Annotated in this window: 16 protein-coding genes; 6 read left to right on the top strand and 10 right to left on the bottom strand. The window is 70.8% G+C overall.

All coding sequences use genetic code 11. The features are described from left to right. Positions 1 to 8 precede the first annotated feature (8 nt). From ACGFU7_RS11155 to ACGFU7_RS11170, 4 genes are all read right to left on the bottom strand, one after another. Positions 9 to 1,709 carry a methylmalonyl-CoA mutase gene (locus tag ACGFU7_RS11155; protein ID WP_393694469.1) on the bottom strand — a complete coding sequence of 567 codons (1,701 nt, stop codon included), beginning with the start codon at positions 1,707 to 1,709 and terminating at the stop codon, positions 9 to 11. Positions 1,710 to 1,818: 109 nt separating this feature from the next. Then, a complete protein-coding gene (locus ACGFU7_RS11160) occupies positions 1,819 to 2,151 on the bottom strand; it encodes a DUF3817 domain-containing protein (protein WP_393694471.1) in 333 nt (110 codons plus the stop codon). Positions 2,152 to 2,215: 64 nt separating this feature from the next. Continuing rightward, positions 2,216 to 2,725, bottom strand: a complete 510-nt coding sequence (locus ACGFU7_RS11165; protein ID WP_393694473.1) for a MarR family winged helix-turn-helix transcriptional regulator — start codon at positions 2,723 to 2,725, stop codon at positions 2,216 to 2,218. A gap of 10 nt (positions 2,726 to 2,735) precedes the next feature. Then, complete coding sequence (locus ACGFU7_RS11170) at positions 2,736 to 4,055, bottom strand: MFS transporter (protein WP_393694475.1); 1,320 nt, start codon at positions 4,053 to 4,055, stop codon at positions 2,736 to 2,738. 89 nt (positions 4,056 to 4,144) lie between these two features. On the opposite strand from ACGFU7_RS11170, the gene ACGFU7_RS11175 reads away from it, so the two are divergent. After that, complete coding sequence (locus ACGFU7_RS11175; RefSeq protein ID WP_393694477.1) at positions 4,145 to 5,143, top strand: DUF5937 family protein; 999 nt, start codon at positions 4,145 to 4,147, stop codon at positions 5,141 to 5,143. Between the two features lie 58 nt (positions 5,144 to 5,201). On the opposite strand, the gene ACGFU7_RS11180 is transcribed toward ACGFU7_RS11175, so the two are convergent. Both ACGFU7_RS11180 and ACGFU7_RS11185 read right to left on the bottom strand, forming a co-directional pair. Next, positions 5,202 to 5,501 (bottom strand): MTH1187 family thiamine-binding protein, encoded by a 300-nt coding sequence (locus ACGFU7_RS11180; RefSeq protein WP_393694479.1) that lies wholly within the window; start codon positions 5,499 to 5,501, stop codon positions 5,202 to 5,204. Further along, entirely contained in the window at positions 5,498 to 5,848 is a 351-nt protein-coding gene (locus ACGFU7_RS11185) for a DUF3817 domain-containing protein (RefSeq protein WP_093898564.1), read from the bottom strand. The genes ACGFU7_RS11180 and ACGFU7_RS11185 overlap by 4 nt, the downstream gene beginning before the upstream one ends. A 280-nt stretch (positions 5,849 to 6,128) precedes the next feature. On the opposite strand from ACGFU7_RS11185, the gene ACGFU7_RS11190 reads away from it, so the two are divergent. From ACGFU7_RS11190 to ACGFU7_RS11205, 4 genes are all read left to right on the top strand, one after another. After that, entirely contained in the window at positions 6,129 to 6,761 is a 633-nt protein-coding gene (locus ACGFU7_RS11190; RefSeq protein ID WP_393694903.1) for an AIM24 family protein, read from the top strand. Further along, positions 6,761 to 7,411, top strand: coding sequence for an AIM24 family protein (locus ACGFU7_RS11195; protein ID WP_351256246.1), 651 nt, complete (start codon positions 6,761 to 6,763; stop codon positions 7,409 to 7,411). The genes ACGFU7_RS11190 and ACGFU7_RS11195 overlap by 1 nt, the downstream gene beginning before the upstream one ends. Then, positions 7,408 to 8,172, top strand: coding sequence for an AIM24 family protein (locus tag ACGFU7_RS11200; protein ID WP_393694481.1), 765 nt, complete (start codon positions 7,408 to 7,410; stop codon positions 8,170 to 8,172). Before ACGFU7_RS11195 ends, ACGFU7_RS11200 begins: the two co-directional genes overlap by 4 nt. 125 nt (positions 8,173 to 8,297) lie before the next feature. Further along, the gene (locus tag ACGFU7_RS11205; RefSeq protein WP_393694483.1) at positions 8,298 to 8,774 is read left to right on the top strand and encodes a MarR family winged helix-turn-helix transcriptional regulator; all 477 of its coding nucleotides are present in this window, start codon (positions 8,298 to 8,300) and stop codon (positions 8,772 to 8,774) included. Positions 8,775 to 8,796: 22 nt separating this feature from the next. On the opposite strand, the gene ACGFU7_RS11210 is transcribed toward ACGFU7_RS11205, so the two are convergent. Both ACGFU7_RS11210 and ACGFU7_RS11215 read right to left on the bottom strand, forming a co-directional pair. Beyond that, complete coding sequence (locus tag ACGFU7_RS11210) at positions 8,797 to 10,275, bottom strand: ATP-binding protein (RefSeq protein ID WP_393694485.1); 1,479 nt, start codon at positions 10,273 to 10,275, stop codon at positions 8,797 to 8,799. Then, positions 10,272 to 10,934 (bottom strand): response regulator transcription factor, encoded by a 663-nt coding sequence (locus tag ACGFU7_RS11215; protein ID WP_393694487.1) that lies wholly within the window; start codon positions 10,932 to 10,934, stop codon positions 10,272 to 10,274. The genes ACGFU7_RS11210 and ACGFU7_RS11215 overlap by 4 nt, the downstream gene beginning before the upstream one ends. Positions 10,935 to 11,053: 119 nt before the next feature. Between ACGFU7_RS11215 and ACGFU7_RS11220 the strand changes: the two genes are divergently transcribed. Beyond that, the gene (locus ACGFU7_RS11220; RefSeq protein WP_393694489.1) at positions 11,054 to 11,677 is read left to right on the top strand and encodes a PepSY domain-containing protein; all 624 of its coding nucleotides are present in this window, start codon (positions 11,054 to 11,056) and stop codon (positions 11,675 to 11,677) included. A gap of 21 nt (positions 11,678 to 11,698) precedes the next feature. Here ACGFU7_RS11220 and ACGFU7_RS11225 read toward each other — a convergent pair whose 3' ends face one another. Further along, the gene (locus tag ACGFU7_RS11225) at positions 11,699 to 14,020 is read right to left on the bottom strand and encodes a protein kinase (RefSeq protein ID WP_393694491.1); all 2,322 of its coding nucleotides are present in this window, start codon (positions 14,018 to 14,020) and stop codon (positions 11,699 to 11,701) included. A 31-nt stretch (positions 14,021 to 14,051) separates the two neighbouring features. After that, positions 14,052 to 16,535: a PQQ-binding-like beta-propeller repeat protein gene (locus ACGFU7_RS11230; protein ID WP_393694493.1), complete on the bottom strand. Its 2,484-nt coding sequence runs from the start codon at positions 16,533 to 16,535 to the stop codon at positions 14,052 to 14,054. Positions 16,536 to 16,698: the final 163 nt, after the last annotated feature.

Raw genomic sequence — 16,698 nt, forward strand, 5'->3', positions numbered from 1 at the left:
ACTGCCCGTCAGAAGCCGGGCGGCTCCGTGTAGGTGCCCCACTCGTCGCGCAGGACACCGCAGATCTCACCGAGCGTCGCCTCGGCCCGCACCGCGTCGAGCATCGGCCCGATCATGTTGGAGCCGTCGCGGGCGGCGGCCAGCATCGCGTCCAGCGCCGACGTGACCCGTGCGTCGTCGCGGGCGTCCTTGCGGCTGCCGAGCACCCGGACCTGCTCGCGCTCGACCTCGTGGCTGACCCGCAGGATCTCCAGGTCGCCGGTGACCGAGCCGTGGTGGACGTTGACGCCGACGACGCGCTTGTCGCCCTTCTCCAGCGACTGCTGGTACCGGAAGGCGGACTCGGCGATCTCGCCGGTGAACCAGCCGTCCTCGATGCCGCGCAGGATGCCGGAGGTGATCGGCCCGATGGGGTGCTGCCCGTCCGGGTGCGCCCGGGTGCCGCGCTCCTTGATCTGGTCGAAGATCTTCTCGGCGTCGGCCTCGATCCGGTCGGTGAGCTGCTCGACGTACCAGGAACCGCCCAGCGGGTCGGCCACATTGGCGACGCCGGTCTCCTCCATCAGCACCTGCTGGGTGCGCAGCGCGATCTCGGCGGCCTGCTCGGAGGGGAGCGCGAGGGTCTCGTCGAGGGCGTTGGTGTGCAGCGAGTTGGTGCCGCCGAGGACGGCGGAGAGCGCCTCGACCGCGGTCCGTACGACGTTGTTGTACGGCTGCTGGGCGGTGAGCGATACACCGGCGGTCTGGGTGTGGAAGCGGAGCCACTGCGCCTTGTCGGTCCTGGCGCCGTATGTCTCCTTCATCCAGCGGGCCCAGATCCGGCGGGCCGCGCGGAACTTGGCGATCTCCTCGAAGAAGTCGAGGTGCGCGTCGAAGAAGAAGGAGAGACCGGGCGCGAAGGTGTCGACGTCAAGACCGCGGGAGAGGCCGAGCTCCACGTAACCGAAGCCGTCGGCGAGGGTGTACGCGAGCTCCTGCGCGGCCGTCGCCCCGGCCTCGCGGATGTGGTAACCGGAGACGGAGAGCGGCTTGTAGGCGGGGATGTCGCGGGCGCAGTACTCCATCAGGTCGCCGATGAGACGCAGATGGGGCTCGGGCTGGAAGAGCCACTCCTTCTGCGCGATGTACTCCTTGAAGATGTCGGTCTGGAGCGTGCCGTTGAGCACGCCCGGGTCGACGCCCTGGCGCTCGGCGGCGACCAGATACATGCAGAAGACGGGGACGGCGGGTCCGCTGATCGTCATGGATGTCGTGACATCGCCGAGCGTGATGTCCTTGAAGAGGATCTCCATGTCGGCGGCGGAATCGATGGCCACGCCGCAGTGCCCGACCTCGCCGAGCGAGCGGGGGTCGTCGGAGTCGCGGCCCATCAGCGTCGGCATGTCGAAGGCGACACTGAGCCCGCCGCCGCCCGCGGCGAGGATCATCTTGTATCGCTCGTTGGTCTGCTCGGCGTTGCCGAAGCCGGCGAACTGGCGGATGGTCCAGGTCCGGCCGCGGTAGCCGGTCGGGTAGAGCCCCCGGGTGAAGGGGTACTCGCCGGGCCAGCCGATCCGCTCGAATCCCTCGTACGTGTCCCCGGGGCGGGGGCCGTACGCGGGTTCCACAGGATCTCCGGAGAGTGTGGTGAAGTCCGCGTCACGCTTGCGGGCCTTGTCGTAACGGGCCTGCCAGCGGCGGCGGCCTTCCTCGATCGCGTCAGCGTCCATACCATCGAATTTACTAGGACGTCCTAGTAAATGTCGATGGCAAACCGCCCGGTGCTTTGCACGGGGCGGTTCGGGTGGTGCGGGGCGGGCCGGGCCCGGTCCGGGCGGATCAGGCCTTGACGGCCACGGGAGAACCGTCGGCGACCAGCGGCTCGACCTCGCGGACGACCTTGCGCTCGACGAAGAACGCGGCCGTCGGGATGGTGCCGGAGATCAGCACCCAGAGCAGCTTGCCCACCGGCCACTTCGCCTTGGAGCCCAGGTCGAAGGCGAAGATGAGGTAGATGATGTAGAGCACGCCATGGATCTGGGAGACGACGAGCGTCAGATCCTCGCCCATCTCGAAGCCGTACTTGAAGACCATGCAGGTGCAGAGCACCAGCAACATGACTGCGGTGACGTAGGCCATCACCCGGTACCGGGTCAGCACACTGCGTTTCATGGAATCGAGCGTAACCGGACGCCCCGGGCGATCTTGCAGCGGGCCGGGCCCTCGAAATGTTGTCCTAAGCCTCTTCGAAATCCTGGGCCGCGATCCGCAGCGGCCGCAGCATGGCGAAGATCTCCGCGCACTCCTCGGCGTCGTACACCCCGAGCCCGAACTCCATGTGGACCAGGTCCTTGGTCGCGGCCTCGACGACCTCGCGGCCCTTGTCGGTGATGGAGGCGAGGGTTCCGCGGCCGTCGTTCGGGTTGGGGCGCTTGGCGACCAGGCCGGAGCGCACCAGCCGGTCCACGGTGTTCGTGACGGAGGTGGGGTGGACCATGAGCCGCTCACCGATCTTGGACATCGGCAGCTCACCGGCCTTGGAGAAGGTGAGCAGCACCAGCGCCTCATACCGCGCGAAGGTCAGTCCGTACGGTTTGACGACCGCGTCGACCTCGGCGAGCAGGATCTGCTGCGCGCGCATGATCGAGGTGATCGCCCCCATCGAGGGCACCGGACCCCAGCGCTGCTGCCAGAGTTCGTCGGCGCGGGCGATGGGATCGAAGGGGAGACTGAGCGGCTTCGGCACGGCATCGACCTTACCCACTGGTCATATGCTGGTCAGCCCCGTCTCGAACTTCGGTCCGAATGCGGTCGGTGGGTGCGGTTCTCCCGACTTCCAGGACGAGCAGCAGCACGCACAGGGTGCCGGCCGCCCCGGCTCCGGCGATCACCTGATGTACGGGGAAGAATTCGGCGGCGAGCCCGGCGAGGGCCATGCCGACGCCCTGGAGCGTCATCAGTCCGGCGGTGAGCAGGGTCATGGCCCGGCCGCGCAGCGCTTCCGGTACGGCGGCGACGAGCCACTGGTCGAGGCCGATGACGTACGCCGCACCCGCCCCTGTGAGCGCCAGCGCCAGCACGGTCGGGACCATGCCCGGGCGGAATCCGTACACCACCAGGGGCAGCATTCCCACGGCGGCGGCCGGCAGCACGATCAGGGAGCGCAGGCGGGGGGTCAGCGCGGTGCCCACGTACAGTTCGGCGGCGATCTGCCCGACCGGCATCGCGCACATCAGCAGTCCGAGCGCGACCGGCCCCACGCCGATCTCGTCCGCGTACGGTGCGGCGAGCGCCTCCGGTGCGACGACGAACAGCGGGGGCAGCCAGAACAGCAGCATCAGCGCGCGGATCCTGCGATTGGCGAGGACGGTACGGGCTCCGGCGAGCGAATTCTTGAGCAGGGCGCCACCGCCGTCCCCGCCGGACCTGGCCGGCCGGTCACGGGTGCCGAAGCGGAGCAGGGCCGCCGAGCAGAGGAAGGTCACCGCGGTGATCGTGATCGCCCCGCGCGGGGACAGCGCGGCGAGCAGCACACCGCCCACACCGAAGCCGGCGAGCAGCGCGCTCTGCGAGACGATCCGCAGCAGCGAGCGGCCGAGTACGTAAAGGTCGCCCCCGCCCAGGATGTCGGCGAGCGCGGCCATCCGCGTCCCGGTGAAAACGGGTGACACGGCGGCGACCACGCAGCGCAGCGCGAGCAGTCCGCCGACCGGGGTGCCCGGCAGCACCATCACGGTGACGCAGCCCGCGCAGATCAGATCGCAGGTGACAAGGACCCGGCGGGCGGGGTACCGGTCGGCGACCCCGGCGAAGAGCGTGCCTCCGACGAGGTACGGGAGGAAGCCGAGCGCGAAGGTGAGGGCGCTGAGCAGAGGCGAGCCGGTGAGGCCGTACACGAGGACGGTGAGGGCGAGCTCGCTGACGATGACGCCGAGCAGGGAGAGCAGATGGGCGATGAAGACCGCCCGGAACTCCCGCACGGCGAGGACGGGACCGTAGCCGCGGGAGGCGGACGGGGCCGTCACCTCCGTTGCGTCGCGGGGGCGGTCCGCAGAGTTTTCGGTGTCTGTCGGCATGGGCGCAGCCTGCGGGGCCGCAGCGGTTCTCCGTAGACTTTCGGCCCACGCCGAAACTTCGCGAGGGCGGGCCGTACAGGGGGCCGTACATGTCGTTCCATCTGCATCTCGACGAGAGCGACCTGCTCCGCTGCCGGTTCGCGCTCTCGCCGCTCGGGGAGACCCAGTCCGCCGTGCGTGTGCTGGCCCAGCCCGAGCGGCACGGGTATCACCTGCCGTGGCTGCGGCTGATCCGGGACGCGGCCGCCGGGCTCGATCTCGGGCCGCTGTGGCTGCTGATGGCGCGGCGCGGGCACAGTCCCGACTTCTTCAGCCCGCCGCCGCCCGGACCGGTCACCACCTTCGAGGAGGAGATCGCGGGGGTGCGGTCCGTCGATCCCGAACTCGCCCGCCAGGACTTCGCGCTGACGCTGGCGGGCCGGCCGGAGGTGCTGCACTCCCCCACCGGGCAGGCGATGCTCGCCGATCCCGTCCGGGCCGTCCGGGAACTGGCCGATCTGCTGGAGGAGGCCTGGCGGGTGCTGATCGAGCCGCACTGGCCGCGGCTGCGCGCCCTGCTGGAGGCGGACATCGCCTACCACTCGCGGCGGCTCGCCGCGGTCGGCTTCGAGCGGTTGCTGGGTGAGCTGAGCCCCCAGCTGAGCTGGTCGGATTCGACGCTCACCATCGTCGGGACGCACGGCCGGCACACCCGGGTGCTCGGCGGGCAGGGGCTCGTCCTGATCCCCAGCGTCTTCTGCTGGCCGGACGCGGTCAGCGGCTTCGAGCCACCGTGGCAGCCGGCGATCATCTATCCGGCGCGCGGGATCGGCGGGCTGTGGACGGAGCCGGCCGACCGTACCCCGCAGGTGCTCGCGCGGCTGCTCGGCCGGGGCCGGGCCGATGTCCTGTGCGCGCTCGACGAGCCGGCCGGGACGAGCGCGCTCGCGCACCGGCTGGGCCTCGCGGTCTCCTCGGTGTCGGAACATCTGTCGGTGCTGCGCGCGGCGGGGCTGCTCACTTCGCGCCGGTACGGACATCAGGTGCTGTACGAGCGGACGCCGCTCGGGATCGCCCTGGCCGTGCCGGAGCACCGCCCGCCGGAATGAGACGAGCCCCCGGCCGGGTGGGGCCGGGGGCTCGTCGGGTCACGCGAACGGACGGGTGTCAGTCCGTTTCCCCGAGGTACCGCTCGACCGTCTCGACCTTGGAGGTCAGGCCGTCGGTGACACCGGGGCGGATGTCGGCCTTCAGCACGAGGGAGACTCGTCCGGCGCGGGCCTCGACGGCGGCCACGGCCCGCTTGACGACGTCCATGACCTCGTCCCACTCGCCCTCGATGGAGGTGAACATGGCGTCCGTACGGTTGGGCAGCCCGGACTCGCGGACGACCCGGACGGCGTCGGCGACGTACTCGCCGACGTCCTCACCGACGCCCAGCGGACTGACCGAGAACGCGACAATCATGCGCTGACCACGCCTTCCCGGCGGGCGCGGGCGGCGATGACGCCGTCGGCCTCGTAGCGCTTGAGTACCTTGTCGCCGTACAGCCCGCCGAACGGCAGCAGCGCGAGCAGGAAGAAGAACGCGACGCGCTTCAGCGGCCACTTGGTCTTGGACCAGACGTCGAGCAGCAGGACGGCGTAGATCACGAAGAGCACGCCGTGGATGATGCCGAGCGGCATCATCAGGAAGTCGATGTCGGAGACCCGGCTGAGGATCGAGCCAAAGATGATCAGCGCCGGGAAGGAGAGCGCCTCGGGAATCGAGATGAGGCGCAGCCGGTGCAGGGCGGTAGCGGTCTTGATGTCCACGAGGGCACCTTCGGTGGGAGGATCGTGACGGCTTGTGAATACAGGCACAAGCGCAACCCATTGTGGCATCGGCACGGGCGGCGCCCGGTGCCGGGGGCGGTATGTCTCCGGTCGCGTGTCACGTGCCGCCCCTGCCGCCTGCCGCCTTCCCCCGTACGGGATACGTCCCGGTTGCGTACAGGTCCCGTACCGGATGCGTATCAGGGGCGGTTCAGGGTGCCGGTTCATCCCCGGGGCCCTGTCCCGGCCGGGGTCCTGCCGTTACCGTCGCTCCGTGGCAATGTTCCGACTCCAAGGCAGCAGAACGCTCGCCGTCGACCTGACCGGCGACGCCGTCAAGGCGAAGAACGGCTCGATGGTCGCGTACGACGGCCGGATGACGTTCAAGAAGATGACCGGTGGCGGTGACGGCCTGCGCGGCATGGTGACCCGCCGGCTGACCGGCGAGCAGATGACCGTGATGGAGGTGACCGGGCAGGGCACCTGCTACTTCGCCGACCGCGCGAGCGAGATCAGCCTCGTCTCGCTGCACGGCGACAAGCTCTACGTGGAGGCGAGCAATCTGCTCTGCACCGACGCCGGGCTGCGCACCGGCACCACCTTCACCGGCCTGCGCGGCGGGGCGACGGGCAACGGCCTGTTCACCACCACCGTCGAGGGCACCGGGCAGGTGGCGATCATGTCGGACGGTTCGGCCGTGGCGCTGCGGGTGTCGGCCCAGTACCCGCTGTTCGTCGACCCCGGCGCCTACATCGCGCATCAGGGCAATCTGCAGCAGCACTTCCAGTCCGGCGTGAACTTCCGGACGCTGATGGGCGAGGGCTCGGGCGAGTCCTTCCAGATCCGGTTCGAGGGCGAGGGTCTCGTCTACGTGCAGCCGAGCGAGCGGAACACCATCGGGGGCGATGTCTGATGCCGTTCCGTGAGATCAACTCGAAGATGGTCGAGGCGACGGTGCTCCCCGGCCAGAAGATGTACAGCCAGCGCGGCGCGATGCTCGCCTATCGCGGCGAGGTGTCGTTCACGCCGAACATCCAGGGCGGCCAGGGCGGCGTGATGTCGATGATCGGCCGCCGGGTGGCCAATGAGGCGACCCCGCTGATGACCGTCGAGGGCAGCGGCACGGTGATGTTCGGCCATGGCGGCCATCACATCCAGGTGATCAACCTGTCCGGCGACACCCTGTACGTGGAGGCCGACCGGCTGCTCGCCTTCGACGGGACGCTGCAGCAGGGCACGATGTTCATGGGTTCGCAGGGCGGGGTGATGGGCATGGTGCGCGGTCAGGTGACCGGGCAGGGGCTGTTCACCACCACCCTCAAGGGTCATGGCGCGGTCGCGGTGATGGCACACGGAGGGGTGATCGAACTGCCGATCACGCCGGGCCGCGAGGTGCATGTGGATCCGCAGGCGTATGTCGCGCACCACGGCGACGTACGCAACAAGCTCTCCACCGCGCTCGGCTGGCGGGACATGGTGGGGCGCGGCTCCGGCGAGGCGTTCCAGCTGGAGCTGAGCGGCAGTGGCGCGGTGTACGTCCAGGCCTCGGAGGAGAAGCTGTGAGCACGCCCGTGGTCTTCGACCCGATGACGCTGCCGTCGGACGACAACGTCAACTCGTACACCTTCTGTGTGGAGCTCAAGGGGAGCCAGTGGTTCCTGCAGAAGGGCAAGATGATCGCCTATTACGGGCGGATCGAGTTCAACGGCATCGGCCACGGGCGCTTCGATCGGCTGATCCGTACGAGCTTCCACTCGCCGCTGCACGCGAGCGACTGGGTGGTGGCCGAGGGCAGCGGCAAGATGCTCCTCGCGGACCGGGCCTTCGATGTGAACTCGTACGACCTGGAGGACGGGAATCTGACGATCCGGTCCGGCAATCTCCTCGCGTACCAGCCGACCCTGGCACTCAAGCAGTCCATCGTGCCGGGCTTTCTGACTCTGATCGGTACGGGGAAGTTCGTGGCCGCGTCCAACGGTCCGGTGGTCTTCATGGAGCCGCCGCTGCGGGTCGATCCGCAGGCCCTGGTGGGCTGGGCGGACTGCCCCTCGCCGTGCCATCACTACGACCACGGCTATATGACAGGCGTGATGGGCGGGCTGCGGTCGCTGACCGGGATCGGCGGCACTTCGGGTGAGGAGCACCAGTTCGAGTTCGTCGGGGCGGGTACGGTGCTGCTCCAGTCGACCGAGATCCTGATGCCCGAGCAGCCGACGGGGGCGACTCCGGCGCAGGCCGGGGTACCGGGTGGTGCGGGTCAACCCGGCTCCACACCCCGTCTGCCCGGTCAGCTCGGGGACCTCCAACGCCGCTTCGGTTTGTGAACGGTAGTCTGCGGAGTGTGACGTCGAACGTCTGCACCCCGCACCCGAGCCCGTCTCCGAGCGGGTGCCGGGCGTCACACCTCCCCACTTCGTCCGGCTTTCAACTTCTTAGGTAGAATCCATACATGGAGACCGAGACGGCCACTCGCTGGCTGAACGACGCGGAGCAGTGCGCCTGGCGCACCCACCTGGACGTCAGCAGGCTGCTGATGCACCAGCTGGAGAAGGACCTCCAGCCGTTCGGCCTGACCAACAACGACTACGAGATCCTGGTCAACCTCTCGGAGTCGGACGACCAGCGCATGCGGATGAGCGACCTCGCCGCCGCGACTCTGCAGTCCAAGAGCAGGCTCTCGCACCAGATCACCCGCATGGAGAACGCGGGGCTGGTCCGCAGGGAGAACTGCGAGTCGGACCGGCGCGGACTGTACGCGGTCCTCACCGAGGACGGCGCGGAGACGATGCGGAAGGTGGCGCCCCACCACGTGGCGTCGGTGCGCAAGCACTTCATGGACCTGTTGACGCCGGAGGCACTGGCGGACCTGCACGCGGCGCTGGCCCCGGTCGCGGATCATCTGCGGGGGCGCCGCGGCAAGGTGTGACCTGCGGGGCGGAGGCGGCGTTTCAGCCGGCGCCCGGCAGCCACAGCTCGAACCGTGCGCCGCCCTCCGGCGCACCGTCCACCGTCAGCCGGCCGCCGTGCCGGGCTGCGACGTCACGGGCGATGGCGAGGCCCAGACCGGCACCGCCCTCGTCCCGCGTACGGGCGTCGTCGAGACGTACGAAACGCTCGAAGATCCGCTCGCGCTCGTCCGGCGGCACCCCTGCGCCGTCGTCGGTGACCGCGACGACCGCGCCGCCCCGTTCGCCGCGCACCGAGACCGCCACCGCGCGCTCCGCATGACGCTCGGCGTTGTCCAGCAGATTGCCGATCACCCGCGCCAACTGCCCACGCGAACCGGCCACTTCGAACGCACCGGAGTCCGGCACGGACACCGCCACCGGAATCCGGTCGCCGGTGCGCTGCGAGACCTCCTCATGGACCAGCGCGCCCAGGTCCAGCGTCGTACGGCCCGGCCGCTCCCCCGCGTCCAGCCGTGCCAGCAGCAGCAGATCGGCCGCCAGCGCCTGCAGCCGTACGGTGTCGGCGACCGCGCCCGGCACGTCCAGCAGCTCCGGATGCGCGGCGCCCACCTCCAGCTGGGTGCGCAGGGAGGCGATCGGGCTGCGCAGTTCGTGCGAGGCATCCGCCACGAAGCGCCGCTGCCGGTCCACCGATGCCTCAAGGGCCGTCAGGGTCTCGTTGGTGGTACGGGCCAGCCGGGCGATCTCGTCGCGCGAACCGGGCTCCGGCACCCGCCTGCTCAGATCCTCGGACGCGGTGATCGCGGCCATCTCGCGCCGGATGCCCTCGACCGGGCGCAGCGCCCGCCGGGTCACCAGCCAGGTGACCCCGGCGACGACGAGCAGCAGCACCGGCAGCCCGATCAGCATCGCACCGCGCACCGTGCCCACGGCCTCCTGCTCGGCGGCCAGTGGGGCGCCCGCGTGGACGGTCAGGGTCACCCCGGCCGAGGTGGTCGCCCGCACGGACGCGAAGCGGTAGTCGGCCGTGTCGCCGTCGACGGTGGCGGTGCCGTTGCTGAAGTCCGGTTCACCGGAGTCGACTTCACCGCGGCCCGGGGTGCTGTGATCGTCGTCGCCGTCATCGCTTCCGTCGTCATCGCGTCCGTCGCCATCGCGTCCGTCGCCATTGCTGCCGTCGTCGTCAGAATTTCCTGCGGCCGGTGACGGGGCCGGCTTGACCTGCTCCGTACCGGTGCCCGAGATCGCCTCCAGGTCCTTGGAGACGGCCACCACGCGCCCGTCCTCGTCGGTCACCTGGACCGGGTGGTCCTCCTCCTCGCGCATCTCCAGCCGGTCGTACGGCACATCGAGGGCCAGTTGCCCGGCCACCTCACGGGCCACCACCTCGGCCTGCAGCCCCGCCTGGTCGGTGAGGTTGGCGCGCAGGACGAGGAGCACGGCGAGCCCGGCGCCGATCAGCGCGAGGGCGACCACCGCCGTGGCACCGAGTGCGGCCCTGGCCCGTACCGACCTCACAGCGCCTCCAGCCGGTAACCGGCGCCGCGCACCGTACGGATGGCGGCCGCGCCGAGCTTGCGCCGCAGCGCACTCACATACACCTCGACGATGTTCGGGTCGCCGTCGTAGGCGAAGTCCCAGACGTGTTCCAGGATGTCCGCCTTGCTCACCACCTGCCCGGGCCGCAGCGCAAGCTGTTCCAGCACCGCGAACTCCTTGGTGGTGAGGGTGATTTCGGCCGGGCCCAGGTGCACCCGGCGGGCGGCGGTGTCCATGCGCAGGGAGCCGACGGTGAGCACCGGCGAGCCGGAACCGCCGCCCCGGCGCCGCAGCAGCGCCCGGATCCTGGCTACCAGTACGACGTACGAGAAGGGCTTGGTCAGGTAGTCGTCGGCCCCGGTGTCGAGGCCCTCCGCCTCGTCGTACTCCCCGTCCTTCGCCGTCAGCATCAGGATCGGCATCTCATGGCCGGCGGCGCGCAGGGCGGCGCAGACCCGGTATCCGTTCATCCCGGGCAGCATGATGTCGAGGACGACGAGGTCGTACGCTCCCTCGGCGGCCCGGTGCAGCCCTTCGAGGCCGTCGTGCACGACATCCACGGCGAAGCCCTCGGCGGTGAGTCCCCCGGCCAGGGACATCGCCAGCCGCTTCTCGTCCTCCACGATCAACAGGCGCATACGCACAGGGTCGCAAACCGAACCTGAAGACGGCTTCAGGTGGCTTCAGGCTGCGTTCAGCATCACCCCGGCAGTGTGGACCGTGTCGAAACCGGCAACCCGATCGGGGAGGAACCCTCATGAAGCACAAGATCGCCATCGCCGCCGTCACCGCGGCCGTGCTCGTCGGCGGCGGAGCCGCCACGGCCGTCGCCTTCGCGGACGACAACAGCCACGACCGCGACACCAGGAGCAGCACGGCGAGCGGCAGCACCACCCGCATCGGCGTCCAGGACGCGGCCTCGGCCGCCGTCGGGGCCGTCCCGGGAACGGTCACCGAGGCCGAGCTGGACGACGAGGACGGCGGGCGGGTCTGGGAGCTCGACGTGTACGGCTCCGACAGGGTCTGGCACGACGTGACGGTGGACGCGGGCAACGGCAAGGTGCTCGGCAAGCATGTCTCCGACGATGACGACGATCGCGACCGGCATGCGCCCAGGTCGGCCCCCGTCTCGCTGAACGCGGCGGTCGACGCGGCGCTCAAGGCGACGCCCGGGACCGTGACGTCGATCGACCTGGACGACAGCGACGGCCGGAGCGGCGGGGCGCTGCACTGGGAGGTCGACGTCCGGGGCAAGGACGGCAAGCAGCACGAGCTGAACGTCGACGCGAAGACGGCCAAGGTCACGGTGGACCGTTCGGACGACAACCATGACCGTCACGACGACCACGGGGACGACCGGGACGACCACGACGACGACTGAGGGCCCCGGTCCGGCGGATTGTCAGGGCGCGTTGCCCGACAGGGCCGTCCCGTCGCTGAAGCTCAGGAACAGTGCGTCACCCTGCGCGACGAACGAGATGTGCGCCGGATCAAGCGGATCACCGGGGGCTCCGGGCCATCCTGTGTACATCTTGGAGCCCACGTTCTCCTCCTTGGCCGCAGCCAGGCGGTAGGCCCCCACTCCGTACCCGTCGACGACGAAGACCTTGTCGCCGACCACGATCGGCGCTCCCTGGGTCTCCAGTCCCTCGGACGCGTCATCCCCCTCCCAGATCAGCCCGCCGTCGGCCAGCTTGATCACGTACACCCTCTGCCGGCTGCTCACCACGACCTTGCCGTCGCGTGACACGGCAGGCCGGTAGGCGATGTCCACACCGTCGGCGATCGTGCGGCGGTTCTGCGGGGCCGCCGCATCGACGACCGTCAGGCCGTTCGAGCCCGCGCAGAGGAGTTCCTTCCCCTTCAGGACCGGCGTACGGCAGGTGATGTCACCGGCCCCGATGCCGCCCAGCCGTGCGCCGTCCGCGCTCTTCAGGACGGTGACGCCATCGCCGACCGCGACGAGCCGGCCGTCGGCGAAGGACAGTTCGGCTTCGGCGGCCGGGTCGTCCCACGGACTGTCCCACTTGCGGGGGTGCTGTCCGGTCAGCTCGTGGGCGACGATCCGGCCGGCACCCGCACCGCTGCCGGTGGCCTTCGTGGCGTAGTAGAGGACGCCGCCGGACTGGACGGAGTCGGCCACCCGGGTGCCGTCGGGCAGCGGCTCCCGCCATTTCTCGGCGCCGTCGGTCAGGCCGCGCGCCATCAGGGCACCGTCCTCGAAGGCGTACACGGTGGTGCCGATGACGGCGGCCACCGAGGCCGGGGCGGTGCCCGCCGTTCCCGGCGGGGTCTGCCAGCGCTGCTTGCCGTTCGCGGCGTCCAGCACGGTGATGCGCTGCGGGCCGCCGCAGACCAGGGACGCATCCGCGAGTACGCACTCCACCGGGCCGTCCGCGATCTTGGCCTTCCATGCCTTCCAGCCCGCCGGTTTGGTGGAAACATCCGCGGCGGCTGTCCCGAAATCGCCGGTGTGCCCCGCGTCCGCGCCCGGAATGACGGCGGGCCCGGCCTTGGCCCGCGCGGTGTCCGAGGCGGAAGCGGTCGGATTCGCCGTGCCACCGCCGGTTCCTCCCGCGTTGTCGTCGCCTCCGCCGTCCCCGCTGAAGAGCCCCGGCAGCAATACCGCCCCGAGCACCACGCCCACCACCGCGGCAGCCGCCACCAGCCCGATCCACAGTCCCCTGTTCCCCTGCCGGTCACCCGGCACGGACACGGGCACGACGGGCGTCGGGGCGAGGGCCGGACCACCGAGGTGCGGTGCGTGGAACGGAACCGGTGGTGCGGCAACCGACGGCACAGCCGCCTCCGCGACGGCGCGTGCCCCGGCCGCATGCGCGGCGAGCTGCCCTCGTATCGCTTCCGTCCAAGGGAACGATCCGGCGGCCGACACGCCCGACCGCTCTCCCGGCAGCAGCATGTCGGCCAACTGCTGAGGGGTCGGCCGGGCCTCGGCGTCGCTGCGCAGGCACGCCTCGATAACAGCGCGCAACTGCGTTGGTACGCCGGACAGTTCGGCCTCGCCCTGGGAGATCCGGAAGACGACGGCCGCCATGTCGGAGTCGTCGAACGGCCCCCGCCCGGTCGCCGCGAAGGCGAGCACCGCGCCGAGGCAGAACACATCCGACGCCGGTACGAGCGAGCGTGAGCCGTTGACATGCTCGGGCGAGATGTAGCCAGGGCTGCCCACCACGACACCGGTCCGGGTCAGCTGGGTGGCGTCGAAGGCCTGGGCGATCCCGAAGTCGATCACCTTGGGACCATCGGCGCCGAGCAGCACATTGCCCGGCTTGAGGTCGCGGTGGAGTACGCGTACGGCGTGCATGTCGGCGAGCGCGCGGGCGAGGCCGGCGCCCATCTCCCGCACCACCGGCTCGGGCATCGGCCCACCGCGGGTCACCGCCTCGGCGAGCGACGGGCCGGGGACGTACTCGGTCGCCAGCCACGGCAGTCGGCCGTTCGCGTCGCCGCCGACGAGGGCCGCGGTGTGCGGGCTGCGTACGGCGCCCGCCGCGTCGATCTCGCGGCGGAAGCGGATCCGGAAGCCGTCGTCGAGGTCGAGATCGGCGCGTACGGTCTTCAGCGCGACCAGGCCGCCGTGGGTCTCCGGCGCACCCGCCGGCCGGGCCAGATACACCTCGCCCATGCCGCCCGCGCCCAGCAGCCCGAGAAGCTGGTAGGGGCCGATCAGCCGGGCCCGGCCGGCCGGAAGCGGCTCGATCACTGCACGGCTCCTCTGCCGTTCGCCGGACGGTTCACTCGGGCAGCGGTACGGAGACCGCGGTGCCGTCGTCGTACACGACATGCACGACACCGCCGAGCGGCAGTACCTGCGGGTCGAGCAGTTCCTGCTCCAGATCGACGCCATTGGTGACGGAGTCGTACGTCGGTGTCCTGCTCGGGCCCGGAGCGCCCGGAATCCGGGTCCTGGTGAGTGAGCCGAGGGTGCCGTCGGGGCGGACCGGGACGGTGTACAGCGTCGTGCTGTCCGCCCAGACCACGGTGTCGGCGACGATCAAGGCGTCGGAGACCGGGTTGCTCATGCCCTGCGCCATCTTCCCGCCGAGCGGGAATCTGCCGAGAGCCCGGCCATTGACGCGACCGACGACGACGAGTTCATCGGGCACGTCCGGCACGTATTCACTGCCCCGACGGATGGCGATCACCCGGTCGTCGAGCGCGGTGGGGGTCGCTTCGGCGACGAGCGCGGGGTCCACCGGCACCCGCCCCCGCGCCTTGAGCGTCCCCGCCGAGAACCGCAGCACGCTCATGTCGGAGCCGAAGCCGGAAGCGCTGCCGTTGGAGGCGTAGGCGGTGCAGAAGGCGAGATCGCCCCGCACCCGAAGATCCCCGCATCCGGAGTTCGTACCCTCACCGGCGCCCTGCACGGCCTCGCTGCCCGCGGTGCCCAGCAGCGCGCCGTCCTTCGGCCTGAACGCCTTCGGCGCGTTTTCACCGATGGCGTACACCACCTTGCCATCAGTGGCGACGGGCCAGAAGTTGCCCTTCTGGGCGTCGGAGATGTCCTGCGGAGCCAGCGGCTTGTGCCACTTCTCGGCACCGGTCCTCAGGTCGTACGCGGCGAGGGTCGCGCCCTGGGGCACCGATGTGGTGGCGGCGAAGACCAGACCTTCGACGACCAGTGGCGCGCTTTCCAGGTTGTGCGCGCCGCCGGACCGGGTCTCCCAACGGACTTTCCCCGTACGGGCGTCCAGCGACTGCAGCCGGTCGCCCGCGGCGAGCAGCACGGTGTCGTCGTACACGGTGGGGCGGGTGGCAGCGGCCGGCATGAAGAACTGGCGACTGGGCCCCCAGCCCGCCGAACGGGAGGTCTCCCCCGTGTCGAGCACCCACATCCGGTGGCCGTCGGCCGCCGACAGCGCCTCGTACGTGCCGTCCGTCTTGCGGCAGACCACGACGTCGCGACCCGCGGAGCAGCCGATCGGCGACCCGGAGAACTTCCCCTGCCAGGACTTCTTCCACCCCGCCGGACGGACATCGCGGCCGTACGGAACCGTGCCCGAGCCGTCCGGGCCGCCGTTCTCGTCCACACCGGCCACGATCCTGACGGCTGCGGGTGAACCGCCCCCGGGGGAAGCCTCGTCGGGGGCGCCACGATTGTTGCGCCAGGCCAGGATGCCCCCGGTGGCCGCGCCCAGCACGATCAGCGCGGCAAGGGCGGCGCCCAGGGCGCGACGGGAGCGGCGCGGGGGCTGGGCGAGGCCGGGGCCCTGGGTGGGTGCGATGTGCAGGCCCGGGGTGAAGTCAGGTCCCTGGGTAGGTAGTTGGTGGGGTGCGGCATGGCTTCCGGTGGCCGCTTCGGTCGGTGTGTACCCGGGCAGCAGCGGCCCGCCCAGCGCCATGACCCGGGCCAGCTCGCGCCCGTACTCGGCGATGCGCCGCTCCACCGGCTCCGGCCACCGCGCGGCCGCGTCGGGGGTGAGCCGCTGCGCGAGTTCCGCAGCGGTGGGCCGAGAAGCAGGGTCGGCGACCAGGCAGTCCTCCAGGACGGCACGGAGCGCCTCGGGGACGTCGCCGAGATCGGCCTCGACGTACTTGACCCGGTAGAGCACGGCGGCGACCGGGCCGTCCCCGAAGGGATCGCGTCCGGTGGCGGCGTAACAGAGCACGGAGGCGAGGCAGAAGACATCGGAGGCGGGGACGACGCGTCCGCTGCCGGCCACATGTTCCGGGGACATGAAGGCGGGGCTGCCGACCATGCGGCTGGTGGTGGTGAGCGGGGTCGCGCCGGCGTCCCGGGCGATGCCGAAGTCGATGAGGCGCGGACCGTCCGCCGCGAGCATCACGTTGCCGGGCTTCACATCCCGGTGGACGATTCCTGCCGCGTGGACGGCCGCCAGGGCGCGGGCGAGTCCGGCGCCGAGCATCCGTACTTCGGCCTCGTCCATCGCACCCGCCCTGCGGACGGCGGCGGACAGAGTCGGTCCTGCCACGTATCCGGTGGCGAGCCAGGGCACTTCGGCGTCGGCGTTCCCGTCGAGCAGCGGGGCGAGACAGGGGCCGACGACGGACCGGGCGACGGTGATCTCGCGACGGAAGCGATTGCGGAACCCTGGGTCCTGGGCCACGTCGCGGCGGACCGTCTTGACGGCGACCGGTTCGCCGTCGCCGTCCAGGGTGCCGAGGAAGACCTCCCCCATGCCGCCCGCGCCGAGCCGGGCCCGTATCCCGTACGGCCCGATCCGTCTGGGCGAGTCCTCCCGCAGCGGACCCAGCATGCGCCACTCCCCCCGTCGGTACGCATGGAACGCCGGACACCCGGTGCACGTATCCGGCCGTAATCCTGCCACGGACACGTCACCGGTCGCAGCGCCGGTCAGCACGAGAAGCGCACCTCCGAACCACAACTGACGCTTCCTCAGCGGCCGGGGCGGGGATGCG

It is taken from the genome of Streptomyces sp. NPDC048473 (genome assembly GCF_043200155.1).
Taxonomy (GTDB): domain Bacteria; phylum Actinomycetota; class Actinomycetes; order Streptomycetales; family Streptomycetaceae; genus Streptomyces.

Bases quoted from the DNA above. Each gene is read 5' to 3' on its own strand.
- ACGFU7_RS11155 (WP_393694469.1), bottom strand. From the start codon at position 1,709: ATGGACGCTGACGCGATCGAGGAAGGCCGCCGCCGCTGGCAGGCCCGT.
- ACGFU7_RS11160 (WP_393694471.1), bottom strand. From the start codon at position 2,151: ATGAAACGCAGTGTGCTGACCCGGTACCGGGTGATGGCCTACGTCACC.
- ACGFU7_RS11170 (WP_393694475.1), bottom strand. From the start codon at position 4,055: ATGCCGACAGACACCGAAAACTCTGCGGACCGCCCCCGCGACGCAACG.
- ACGFU7_RS11175 (WP_393694477.1), top strand. From the start codon at position 4,145: ATGTCGTTCCATCTGCATCTCGACGAGAGCGACCTGCTCCGCTGCCGG.
- ACGFU7_RS11180 (WP_393694479.1), bottom strand. From the start codon at position 5,501: ATGATTGTCGCGTTCTCGGTCAGTCCGCTGGGCGTCGGTGAGGACGTC.
- ACGFU7_RS11190 (WP_393694903.1), top strand. From the start codon at position 6,129: ATGTTCCGACTCCAAGGCAGCAGAACGCTCGCCGTCGACCTGACCGGC.
- ACGFU7_RS11195 (WP_351256246.1), top strand. From the start codon at position 6,761: ATGCCGTTCCGTGAGATCAACTCGAAGATGGTCGAGGCGACGGTGCTC.
- ACGFU7_RS11205 (WP_393694483.1), top strand. From the start codon at position 8,298: ATGGAGACCGAGACGGCCACTCGCTGGCTGAACGACGCGGAGCAGTGC.
- ACGFU7_RS11215 (WP_393694487.1), bottom strand. From the start codon at position 10,934: ATGCGCCTGTTGATCGTGGAGGACGAGAAGCGGCTGGCGATGTCCCTG.
- ACGFU7_RS11220 (WP_393694489.1), top strand. From the start codon at position 11,054: ATGAAGCACAAGATCGCCATCGCCGCCGTCACCGCGGCCGTGCTCGTC.
- ACGFU7_RS11230 (WP_393694493.1), bottom strand. From the start codon at position 16,535: ATGCTGGGTCCGCTGCGGGAGGACTCGCCCAGACGGATCGGGCCGTAC.